We start from the raw sequence: 10,061 nt of genomic DNA on the forward strand, positions 1-10,061 counted from the left end.
TGATGCTATATCTGCCCATTTTTGTGACTTATTTATGCCTTCTTTAATTCCCCAATCTTAGACCTGAATCCTTACGCATTGCAACAGCAGAATCGTGAGCTCTTGATCTTCTATTTCATAACGAACGCGATAATCACCGATGCGAATACGGTATTCATTTTCATAACCTTTGAGTTTAACCACTGCATCGGGCCGCGGATTTTCGGCAAGTTGCTGAACTTTGACAGCGATACGCTCGTAGACATCATCGGGGAAGGCATCTAGCTGGTTTTGCACAGCTTTGGGTATGATGATTGTATAAGTCATGTTGACTTTCTTGCCCGTTGAATCGTGTATTCGTCAAACGTGATGTAATCACCGGCTTTGTAATCAGCACGGGCAGCCTCAATTTCAGTAATATCTTCTGGAGAATCTTCCTCATCCGGGAATAATTCAGCTTCCAAAAGTTCCCAAAGCTGCTGTTTTTCTGCAATTTCCAGTGACGAAATTGCTTCTACCAGTGATTGAAATGAGATATCTATTTTCACGGTATTCTCAGCCATTAAAACTTTTCTCTATATTTATTTTTACATTTTTAATTGTGCCTGTGTCCATTTTCACAGTTGCTCGTCCGATCGCACTTTAAAATTTTTCCATCAAATCTTTTTCTGCGGCATAAACATCTCGTAGCTGTTGCAGCCCGGAAGCAGAAATAACCAATTTAACCGTAGCTACCAATTTTCCCCACTCAAACAAGCCGTCAACTGAAACAGCCGCTTTGAAGTTGTGCGTATAAAATTTAGTCCAAAATCCGGGTGCTTGCTTGCTTTTCCAGCGCTTGTACCACCGGCCAAAATCTTGAAGGGAAGGGGGATTGACTTCTAAAATTGGGGGAAAATCGGCGTAGCTGACAAACCGGCTGATGCCTTTGGCGTGGACATACACCATGTAGCGACAGCATTCTATCCGGTAAATGTCCTGTGTTGAGATGTTGAAAAGCAGTGCTACTGTGTCTTCTGTGACAAATCTTGCCAGCGGATGCAGGATGGGAGATTTGTGAATTATCTTGGATTCTGCGATCGCCCGTGATTTTGCCGGAGTTTCTGATATCATTGTAAGTACCTATTCTGATTGTAGATAAGTCTGGTAGGTCTTTAAGACAGCTAGTAACTGTCTATGTAAGTTTTAAAGACGATCGCCCTTTAGTTTTCGAGGCCGGGGGGCGATCAGCTTTTACATATAAAATTATACGACGCAATTGCATCAACTGTCAAGCATGGGTTTAGTCAGGCTAAAAATTCGGGAACTAGCGGCGGAGAAGGGCTGGACGCTTAAGGAAGTATCTGATCGCTCTGGGGTAATTTATAGCACTGTCAGAAGCTATGCTCGTCGTCCTGAAATGGCAATGGTAGACTTTACTTGCCTGCGGAGGTTAGCTCGGACTTTTGATGTGATGATTGAGGATTTGGTTGAGGTTTTGGAAGAGTAGGTCGATCGACCTTGAGTTTTCGATACTGGGGCGATCGCTTTTTTGTATTTTTTGCACTATAGCATGATTAACTGTAGTTAGTCAAACATTATTGTAGTTAATCGGATTGAGGATGGTAACATCAAGGAAAGTTATAAATTGTTGATTATTCTTCGTGGCAAAAACTAATACGGCGATCGCGGTCAGTTCCGTGATTAAGGAAGTCATTCAAAAACAAGCCCAAGCGACCAGACTAACTCAGAAGGAAGTCGTGTACTTGGGAATGCTGGCAATTGATGCACTCGATAAGGAAAGCCGCCAAGAATTGGCTGACAAGGTGCATCAGATGCAGGTCAATGGCGAGATTTGAGGGGAGAAGGGCGATCGACCTTTCCACATTTTTACTATGACTTTTTCGTCGTGTCTTGTCAAGACGCGCTTAAGCATTTTGCATCGCAGCTAAAAGCTCAGCTTAAAGATGCTAAGATTGAGTCGAAGTTGTTAATCTCCGGTTAGTTTTGTGACTAGAGCCAGTACCGCCATTGGAGTCAGCCCGATTATCAAGGATCTTGTGCAGAAAAAGGCGCTAGCAACCAGACTAACGCTGAAGGAAATCATCTATGTAGGGATGCTGGCGATCGATGATTTAGATGAAAAGCGCTTGCAAGAATTGGCTGACAAAGTGCATCAGATGCAGGTGAATGGGGAGATTTGAATCTGAAAAAAACCAGGTCAACAGTTTCATCTTTACCGCTAAAAGCGACTAAACTCTACCCAAGGTCGATCAGCTTTGGATGTCACATCAACCATCTCCACTTGAGAATATTGCTTGCGTATCACCTCAATTTTCTTTCTTTTGCTTTCAACGTAGAGTTGCATAGTCAATTGGAGGAGCGAGTAAATCCACGATAGCAAAAAGGGCGATATCGACTTCTTGCTTCTTTATTCGGCAATCCGTTCTGGTGCAGCGCGGTTTTTGGGATGCTGGGGCTACCTCGGTGCTTTACGCCAACCATTGGCCCTCGCTTCTGACTCTGTGCAAAACCATCTCTCTCCGCTAGCTAGATTGATCGCTGTTGATTCGTAATCTTCCATGCCTGGAAGGTGATAAACCTTATTGCCTGTATCGATCGAGATGTTGCCTTTGATAGTACATCCTGGTTTTGCGATCGATGTAATTGGAGAGGGAGAACGACTAGGACTGAACTCCATTGTAAAAAGCACAATGACAGCCAGAATCCCAATACCAACAACTGTTTTGAGTACACCGCGTTTCTTTGGTTTCTGCTTCGTTGGCTCATGTCGAAGTGCAACACCTTGAATTGAGGCTCTAGTGGCACGTACCTTCCAGTCTGTTTTAGCAACTCGCTCGTACAAAATCGTATCTCCGACTTTGGGGCGGCGACTTACTCCCTTCAGCGCACTGATATGCAAGAAAACTTCTTTACTGCCATCATCCGGTTTAATGAAGCCAAACCCCCGATCGTCTTTCCAGGTTGTCAGTTGCCCTTTATTCAGAACAGGTTTCATAAAATCGCACTTTTATTCCTGCTTAACAGACTGAGCCAATCGCTTCGCATTCTCTCGCCGATGAACATTAATCGGACTGTTGCGAATATCAGCCTCTACCATAGCAATTAGTTCATCTAAACTGAGAATTAGATCGTCAAGCCGTTGATAGACACTTAGAAAATTTCTCATAGTCTTTTGGATTACTTCACGAGCGGGGAGTTTGGCTGTTTCACTCATGGCAGGTGAAAAGCTCTTTTGGCTTCCCGGATAGTGGCTTCGCATCTGCGTCAGATTCTGCTTCTGCTTGCTCGATCGCTTGAGCTAATAAATTCAGCATAGCAGAAGAAGCTGTGGGCTGTGATTGAGAAATCCGCAGCAGCGTATCAAAGCGAGAGTCGTGGGGAGGCAAGTTTTGATTTTTTGTCGCTCGGCATCAAAGATTTTGGCGAACCTGCCCCTACTATACTAACTATCTTGGCAGTTGCTAGATCAAAAAAAAATCCCCCGCCAGAAGGCAGGGGATTTCATTTAATTACCTAGAAACCAGAGTTCAGAGTTACCCGAATTTCCCGGCCGTCGAGGCAATTACAAAGGCCGCGTAAGTGAAGACGTTGCCCACAGTAAAGTGAACTAAGCCAACCAAACGACCTTGGACGATCGACAAAGCAACAGGCTTGTCTTTCCAGCGAACCAAGTTAGCCAAAGGAGTGCGCTCGTGAGCCCAAACCAAGGTTTCGATCAGCTCTTGCCAGTAACCTCTCCAAGAGATCAGGAACATGAAACCAGTTGCCCAAACCAGGTGTCCGAATAAGAATATCCAGGCCCAGATAGACAGGTTGTTAGTACCATACGGGTTGTAACCGTTGATCAACTGAGAAGAATACAGCCAGAGGTAATCGCGGAACCAGCCCATCAGGTAGGTTGAAGACTCATTGAACTGAGCCACATTTCCTTCCCAGATGCCTAGGTGCTTCCAGTGCCAGTAGAACGTTACCCAAGCTAGGGTGTTCAGCATCCAGAAAACAGACAGGTACATCGCATCCCAAGCAGAGACATCGCAGGTACCGCCACGGCCGGGGCCGTCGCAAGGGAAAGCATAACCGAAGTCTTTTTTGTCCGGCATCAGCTTAGAACCGCGTGCATCCAGAGCGCCCTTGACCAAAATCAAGGTGGTGGTGTGCAAGCCAAGTGCGATCGCGTGGTGAACCAAGAAATCGCCAGGTCCGATCGCCAAGAACAGAGAGTTAGTAGAGCTATTAATGCCTTCCAACCAGCCTGGGAGCCATACGTTGCCGTAGTTGGGCCAAGCAGTAGCAGCAATGCTGTCAGGATTGGAAAGTAGCACGTCCATGCCGTACAGAGCCTTCCCGTGAGCAGCTTGGATGAACTGTGCGAACACTGGTTCAATCAAGATTTGCTTTTCAGGAGTTCCGAAAGCGACTACAACGTCGTTGTGAACGTACAAGCCGAGGGTGTGGAAGCCCAAGAACAGCGATACCCAGCTCAAGTGAGAGATAATCGCTTCTTTGTGCTGCAACACGCGATCGAGCACGTTGCCTTTATTAGCTTCAGGATCGTAGTCCCGCACCAAGAAGATAGCTCCGTGGGCGAAAGCGCCGACCATGATGAAACCAGCAATGTATTGGTGGTGCGTGTACAACGCAGCCATCGTCGTATGATCCTGCGCCATGAAAGCGTAAGGAGGCATCGAGTACATATGCTGTGCAACCAGGGAGGTAATCACGCCTAAAGCAGCGAGGTGCCAACCTAATTGGAAGTGCAGAGAGTTGTTGTATGTCTCATAAATGCCTTGGTGAGGCATATTGAAGGGGCCTTCAACTTTCTTACCAAAGAAATCTTTGGAATCGCACATTTCTTTGATGCTGTGACCGATACCGAAGTTAGTCCGGTACATATGACCGGCAACGATAAACAGAACTGCGATCGCCAAGTGGTGATGAGCAATGTCTGTCAACCACAGAGATTCTGTCTGAGGATGGAAGCCACCCAAGAAAGTCAGAATTGCGGTTCCAGCGCCTTCGGCAGTACCGAAGACATGGCTCGCTGCATCTGGGTTCTCGGCGTAAACGCCCCAGTTACCAGTGAAGAACGGAGCCAAACCTGCCGGGTGAGGCGGGGTAGACAAGAAGTTTTCCCAACCTACGTGCTGTCCGCGAGATTCGGGGATAGCGACGTGAACCATGTGACCAGTCCAAGCCAAAGAGCTGACACCGAACAAACCAGCCAAGTGGTGGTTGAGGCGAGATTCAGCATTCTTGAACCAAGACAAGCTAGGACGGTACTTGGGCTGGAGGTGCAACCAACCTGCGAACAGCATGACAGAAGCCAACAGTAGCAAGAAGATAGCTCCTTGATACAAGTCGCCGTTTGTCCGAACCCCTTGGGTGTACCACCAGTGGTATACGCCGGAGTAAGAGATGTCCACTGGGTTAGAAGCGCCCGCTTGAGTGAAAGCTTCTACTGCTGGAGCACCGAATTGAGGGTCCCAAATCGCGTGAGCGATCGGGCGAACGTTTAGAGGGTCTTTAATCCACTGTTCAAAGTTACCTTGCCATGCTACGTGGAACAGGCTGCCCGAAGTCCACAAGAAAATGATTGCTAGGTGGCCGAAGTGGGAAGCAAAAATCTTTTGGTAAAGATTTTCTTCGGTCATGCCATCGTGGCTTTCAAAGTCGTGTGCTGTGGCAATCCCGTACCAGATCCGCCGTGTGGTCGGGTCTTGGGCAAGGTCTTGGCTAAATTTTGGAAATTTCGTTGCCATAAGCCTTGATTAATCCTGAATCCTGAACGTTGAAGAGGTTCGGTTCCGAGGTTTGGATTCTGGGTTTGAGATTGCTCCCAAATCCTGAATCCAAAACCTAAAGGTAGTTTACCCTACCGAGATGATTCGCGCTAGGAAGAATGCCCACGTAGTGACAATCCCTCCCAGGAGGTAGTGAGCTACACCCACTGCCCGACCCTGAGTAATGCTCAGAGCGCGAGGCTGAATCGAAGGAGCTACTTTCAGCTTGTTGTGAGCCCAAACAATGGACTCAATCAGTTCTTGCCAGTAGCCGCGGCCGCTGAACAGGAACATCAAGCTGAAGGCGAACACGAAGTGTCCAGCTAGGAACATCAGACCGTAGGCCGACAGTGCCGAACCGTAGGACTGAATTACCTGAGAAGCTTGCGCCCACAGGAAGTCCCGCAGCCACCCGTTAATGGTGATCGCACTTTGTGCGAAGTTGCCGCCGGTGATGTGAGAAACTGTGCCGTCTGGCGATACTGTTCCCCACACGTCCGATTGCATTTTCCAGCTAAAGTGGAAAATCACCATCGAGATGCAGTTGTACATCCAGAACAAGCCGAGGAACACGTGATCCCAACCAGAAACTTGGCAGGTACCGCCACGGCCTGGGCCGTCGCAAGGGAACCGGAAGCCCAAGCTGCCTTTGTCAGGAACCAAGCGAGAACTGCGTGCAAACAACACGCCTTTCAAAAGAATCAAGACTGTAACGTGAATTGTGAAAGCGTGGATGTGGTGGATTAAGAAATCCGCCGTACCCAATTCGATCGGCATCATCGCTACTTTGCCACCGACTGCTACTACACCGCCGCCAAAAGCGTGGCTGACGATTTCCATAGCATTAGGCGCTGTGTTACCAGGAGCCAAGGCGTGGATATTTTGCACCCATTGGGCAAATATCGGACGCAATTGAATACCAGTATCTGAGAACAAATCTTGAGGACGACCGAAAGCCCGCATTGTATCGTTGTGAACGTACAAACCGAAGCTGTGGAAGCCTAAGAATATGCAAACCCAGTTGAGGTGAGAGATGATTGCATCTCTGTGGCGGAGTACGCGGTCAAGCAAGTTATTAACGTGCTGACTCGGATTGTAGTCCCGCACCATGAAGATTGCTGCGTGAGCCGCTGCTCCAACAATCAGGAATCCGCCAATCCACATGTGGTGGGTGAACAGGGATAGCTGAGTGGGGTAGTCGGTTGCGATGTACGGATACGGAGGCATCGCGTACATATGGTGAGCCACGATGATGCTGATAGAGCCCATCCAGGCCAAGTTCCACGACAGTTGGGCGTGCCAAGACTGTGTGAAAATTTCGTACATTCCCTTGTGGCCTTCGCCAGTGAAGGGGCCTTTGTGAGCTTCCAGAACTTCTTTGAAGCTGTGGCCAATGCCCCAGTTCGTGCGATAGAAGTGTCCGGCGACGATGAACAGCACTGCCAAAGCTAAGTGATGGTGCGCTGTATCAGTCAGCCACAGACCGCCCGTGGTGGGGTTCAGACCGCCTTTGAAGGTCAGGAAGTCTGTGTATGCGCCCCAGTTGAGGGTGAAGAAGGGCGTTAGACCTTTAGCGAAGCTTGGGTAGATGTCTGCCATCAAGCTCGGTGTCAAAATCCACTCATGTGGCAGCGGGATGTCGGCAACTGTTTTGATCAGCTTGCCGCCTACTGTCAGCGGTGCACCTGCATCGATCGCGTCCATGCAAGCATTGATCGGCAGAGCAACGTGAATTTGTTGTCCTGCAAAGCCTAAGCATCCGCAGCCGAGCAAACCTGCCAAGTGGTGGTTCATCATCGATTCTACGTTCTGAAACCATTCCAGTTTCGGAGCGCGGACGTGATAGTGGAACCAACCAGCAAATAGCATCAAAGCTGCCATTACCAAGGCGCCGATCGCAGTGCAATATAGCTGGTATGAGTTAGTGATGCCGTTGGAGCGCCACAGTTGAAACAGACCAGATGTGATCTGAATTCCGTGGAAACCGCCGCCTACATCTGCATTTAAAATTTCTTGGCCAAAAATCGGCCAAACCACTTGAGCGCTGGGCTTGATGGCTGTAGGATCTGTCAGCCAAGCTTCATAGTTGGAAAATTTTGCGCCGTGGAAATATGCGCCGCTTAACCAAACGAAGATTACTGCCAAGTGGCCGAAGTGAGCGCTAAAAATTTTGCGCGAAACGTCTTCTAAGTCACTTGTATGACTGTCGAAGTCGTGAGCGTTAGCGTGAAGGTTCCAAATCCAAGTGGTGGTTTTTGGCCCCTTAGCTAGAGTGCGATCGAAATGACCTGGTTTTGACCACTTTTCAAAAGAGGTTGGAACCGGATTCTTATCGACTACTACTCTAACTTTTACCTCTCGCTCTGGAGGACTAATGGTCATGAAGACTCTCCTCTCGGTAAGACAAGGAACGAGAACTGAATACTGTATCTGACACTCCCCGCGCTTAATTAGGCGGGGGGATTCTCGGTTCCCCGAAACAGCTTGTACTTGACTCTTTGCAGAGTTAGACACAGGTGCATCGTTTCCCCAAGCATTTTGCTTCTCGGAAGAAGCCAGTTCCCCAGTGTCGGTAACAATGTCCCTGGGTACTGCCAACTCTCTCGCTATCTGGAGCTACCGATCGCTTCCTTGATTCAAGATTGATTCAGGATTGATGCGGCTGCTCCTTTTGAGGGAGTTTTATGAATTATAAGCCTGTTATCTGAAGTATTAATCGCTTGTTAACAATACTTAAAAAAGCCTCAATTCTTGATGTAATCGCCGCTTTAATTTCCACAGCCCCTCAAAAAAGTCAAGGGGTATTGCCATTAAATTTACAAAACTCAAAGATTAAGTGATTGAGAAATACTCATTTATAAAGAGATGTTTAAGAAAACGGCTGCGGGAGTTATTAGTCAGATCGGATAGGTTGCCTACTGCGCCAACGTCTGGGCTAGACTGCATCTCGAATGCCCGATCGACAATTCCCCAATTCTAAATTCAGTTTTGGGCTATAGTTCCCTATGAGAAGGCTTCTAGGAGTATAGTGGCGTGATTGGCATCAATTGGCAGAGAACGGTTGCAGGCAGGCTGGTGGCATTGTTCGCAGCAGCAGTATTAATTTTGGGTGTAGCAAGTTGTGGCGCGGACAATCCCGAATTGTCCAAATCAGGGAACAAGAGCGGCTCAGCTACCGCCCTCTTAAACAGAATCTCAGAGGTTTCCCCCCCATTCGCCATTCAACAACTGCGTCAGGCGCTAAAAATCTACCAGCCTCAAATAAGTATTTTGAATCCAAAACCTGACGAAGTGCTTCAGGATATAAATGTGTCTGTTAAGTTCCAAGTTAAGGACTTCCCCATTTTCAAAGAAGCAAACTTGGGTTTGGGGCCCCATCTGCAAGTTTTATTAGACAACCAACCTTACACAGCAGTTTATGACATAAACCAGTCTGTAACACTCTCCGACTTAGAACCCGGAACCCATACCCTGCGAGTGTTTGCCACTAGCCCTTGGGAAGAAAGCTTTAAAAACGAAGGTGCTTTGGCCCAAACCACTTTCCACATTTTTACCAAAACACAGGACAACAATCCCGATCGCACATTGCCCCTATTAACATACAACAGCCCCCAAGGCAACTACGGCGCAGAACCCATCCTGCTCGATTTTTACTTGACAAATGCGCCTTTGCACCAAGTGGCGCAAGCAAATTCCCAAGATGACATACTCGATTGGAAAATTCGAGCCACAGTTAACGGGGAAAGTTTTGCGATCGACCAGTTGCAACCTATATATCTTAAAGGATTCAAACCCGGCAAAAATTGGGTACAACTAGAATTAATCGACGAACGGGGAAATACCGTCAAAAACGCCTTTAATAATACAGTCAGACTGATAAATTACGAACCGCAGGGGCAAGATACTCTTGCAAAATTAGTGCGGGGTTCCCTAACAGAAGCAGATACTCGCGGTATAGTCGATCGCACCTACGAAGCCCCAAAGCCCACACCAACCCCAACCCCCGAACCGACACCAGAACCGGAACCGACACCTGTATTAGAAAAAACACCAGTTACCGAACCAACCTCAGATACAATAGTTGCTCCCGAAGTTGCTCCCGTTCAAGCAATAGAACCACAGCCGATAGCAACACCTCAACTAGAAATACCAAAAATTGTTGAGCAAGTTAAAGTCATCGAACCACAGCCGATAGCAACACCTCAACTAGAAATACCCAAAGTTGTTGAGCAAGTTAAAGTCATCGAACCACAGCCGATAGCAACACCTCAACTAGAAATACCCAAAGTTGTTGAGCAA

At 47.7% G+C, this 10,061-nt stretch carries 13 protein-coding genes; 4 read left to right on the forward strand and 9 right to left on the reverse strand.

Annotation, left to right across the window (positions count from 1 at the left end; genetic code table 11):
* Positions 1 to 57 precede the first annotated feature (57 nt).
* The 3 genes from QUB52_RS25950 to QUB52_RS25960 form a co-directional block, all read right to left on the reverse strand.
* A complete protein-coding gene (locus QUB52_RS25950; protein WP_332975306.1) occupies positions 58 to 306 on the reverse strand; it encodes a type II toxin-antitoxin system RelE family toxin in 249 nt (82 codons plus the stop codon).
* Entirely contained in the window at positions 303 to 542 is a 240-nt protein-coding gene (locus tag QUB52_RS25955) for a hypothetical protein (protein WP_332975305.1), read from the reverse strand. Before QUB52_RS25955 ends, QUB52_RS25950 begins: the two co-directional genes overlap by 4 nt.
* A 79-nt stretch (positions 543 to 621) precedes the next feature.
* Positions 622 to 1,092 carry a hypothetical protein gene (locus QUB52_RS25960; RefSeq protein WP_265239050.1) on the reverse strand — a complete coding sequence of 157 codons (471 nt, stop codon included), beginning with the start codon at positions 1,090 to 1,092 and terminating at the stop codon, positions 622 to 624.
* 163 nt (positions 1,093 to 1,255) lie between these two features.
* On the opposite strand from QUB52_RS25960, the gene QUB52_RS25965 reads away from it, so the two are divergent.
* From QUB52_RS25965 to QUB52_RS25975, 3 genes are all read left to right on the forward strand, one after another.
* Positions 1,256 to 1,468 carry a helix-turn-helix domain-containing protein gene (locus tag QUB52_RS25965; RefSeq protein ID WP_193974409.1) on the forward strand — a complete coding sequence of 71 codons (213 nt, stop codon included), beginning with the start codon at positions 1,256 to 1,258 and terminating at the stop codon, positions 1,466 to 1,468.
* A 154-nt stretch (positions 1,469 to 1,622) separates the two neighbouring features.
* On the forward strand, positions 1,623 to 1,817 hold the full coding sequence (locus tag QUB52_RS25970) for a hypothetical protein (RefSeq protein WP_236506337.1): 195 nt from the start codon (positions 1,623 to 1,625) through the stop codon (positions 1,815 to 1,817).
* Between the two features lie 150 nt (positions 1,818 to 1,967).
* Positions 1,968 to 2,162: a hypothetical protein gene (locus tag QUB52_RS25975; protein WP_265239051.1), complete on the forward strand. Its 195-nt coding sequence runs from the start codon at positions 1,968 to 1,970 to the stop codon at positions 2,160 to 2,162.
* 38 nt (positions 2,163 to 2,200) lie between these two features.
* On the opposite strand, the gene QUB52_RS29345 is transcribed toward QUB52_RS25975, so the two are convergent.
* The 6 genes from QUB52_RS29345 to psaA all read right to left on the reverse strand — a co-directional run bounded on the left by QUB52_RS29345 (position 2,201) and on the right by psaA (position 8,144).
* A complete protein-coding gene (locus QUB52_RS29345) occupies positions 2,201 to 2,326 on the reverse strand; it encodes a DUF6939 family protein (RefSeq protein ID WP_375339827.1) in 126 nt (41 codons plus the stop codon).
* A 111-nt stretch (positions 2,327 to 2,437) separates the two neighbouring features.
* A complete protein-coding gene (locus tag QUB52_RS25980; protein WP_265239052.1) occupies positions 2,438 to 2,977 on the reverse strand; it encodes a cold shock domain-containing protein in 540 nt (179 codons plus the stop codon).
* A gap of 12 nt (positions 2,978 to 2,989) precedes the next feature.
* Positions 2,990 to 3,148, reverse strand: coding sequence for a hypothetical protein (locus QUB52_RS25985; RefSeq protein ID WP_265239053.1), 159 nt, complete (start codon positions 3,146 to 3,148; stop codon positions 2,990 to 2,992).
* Positions 3,149 to 3,188: 40 nt separating this feature from the next.
* On the reverse strand, positions 3,189 to 3,368 hold the full coding sequence (locus tag QUB52_RS25990; protein ID WP_332975304.1) for a hypothetical protein: 180 nt from the start codon (positions 3,366 to 3,368) through the stop codon (positions 3,189 to 3,191).
* 147 nt (positions 3,369 to 3,515) lie between these two features.
* On the reverse strand, positions 3,516 to 5,741 hold the full coding sequence (gene psaB / locus QUB52_RS25995) for a photosystem I core protein PsaB (protein ID WP_265239055.1): 2,226 nt from the start codon (positions 5,739 to 5,741) through the stop codon (positions 3,516 to 3,518).
* A 108-nt stretch (positions 5,742 to 5,849) separates the two neighbouring features.
* Positions 5,850 to 8,144 carry a photosystem I core protein PsaA gene (gene psaA / locus QUB52_RS26000; RefSeq protein WP_265239056.1) on the reverse strand — a complete coding sequence of 765 codons (2,295 nt, stop codon included), beginning with the start codon at positions 8,142 to 8,144 and terminating at the stop codon, positions 5,850 to 5,852.
* Positions 8,145 to 8,795: 651 nt separating this feature from the next.
* Between psaA and QUB52_RS26005 the strand changes: the two genes are divergently transcribed.
* On the forward strand, positions 8,796 to 10,061 hold a 1,266-nt coding region (locus tag QUB52_RS26005), incomplete at its 3' end, for a hypothetical protein (protein WP_332976308.1).

The organism is Microcoleus sp. A6-C6, from assembly GCF_036705955.1.
GTDB lineage: Bacteria > Cyanobacteriota > Cyanobacteriia > Cyanobacteriales > Microcoleaceae > Microcoleus.

What these genes read in the sequence shown, in the direction of transcription:
- QUB52_RS25950 (WP_332975306.1), bottom strand. Translation starts at nt 306, where the DNA reads ATGACTTATACAATCATCATACCCAAAGCTGTGCAAAACCAGCTAGAT.
- QUB52_RS25955 (WP_332975305.1), bottom strand. Translation starts at nt 542, where the DNA reads ATGGCTGAGAATACCGTGAAAATAGATATCTCATTTCAATCACTGGTA.
- QUB52_RS25960 (WP_265239050.1), bottom strand. Translation starts at nt 1,092, where the DNA reads ATGATATCAGAAACTCCGGCAAAATCACGGGCGATCGCAGAATCCAAG.
- QUB52_RS25965 (WP_193974409.1), top strand. Translation starts at nt 1,256, where the DNA reads ATGGGTTTAGTCAGGCTAAAAATTCGGGAACTAGCGGCGGAGAAGGGC.
- QUB52_RS29345 (WP_375339827.1), bottom strand. Translation starts at nt 2,326, where the DNA reads ATGCAACTCTACGTTGAAAGCAAAAGAAAGAAAATTGAGGTGATACGC.
- QUB52_RS25980 (WP_265239052.1), bottom strand. Translation starts at nt 2,977, where the DNA reads ATGAAACCTGTTCTGAATAAAGGGCAACTGACAACCTGGAAAGACGAT.
- QUB52_RS25985 (WP_265239053.1), bottom strand. Translation starts at nt 3,148, where the DNA reads ATGAGAAATTTTCTAAGTGTCTATCAACGGCTTGACGATCTAATTCTC.
- psaB (WP_265239055.1), bottom strand. Translation starts at nt 5,741, where the DNA reads ATGGCAACGAAATTTCCAAAATTTAGCCAAGACCTTGCCCAAGACCCG.
- psaA (WP_265239056.1), bottom strand. Translation starts at nt 8,144, where the DNA reads ATGACCATTAGTCCTCCAGAGCGAGAGGTAAAAGTTAGAGTAGTAGTC.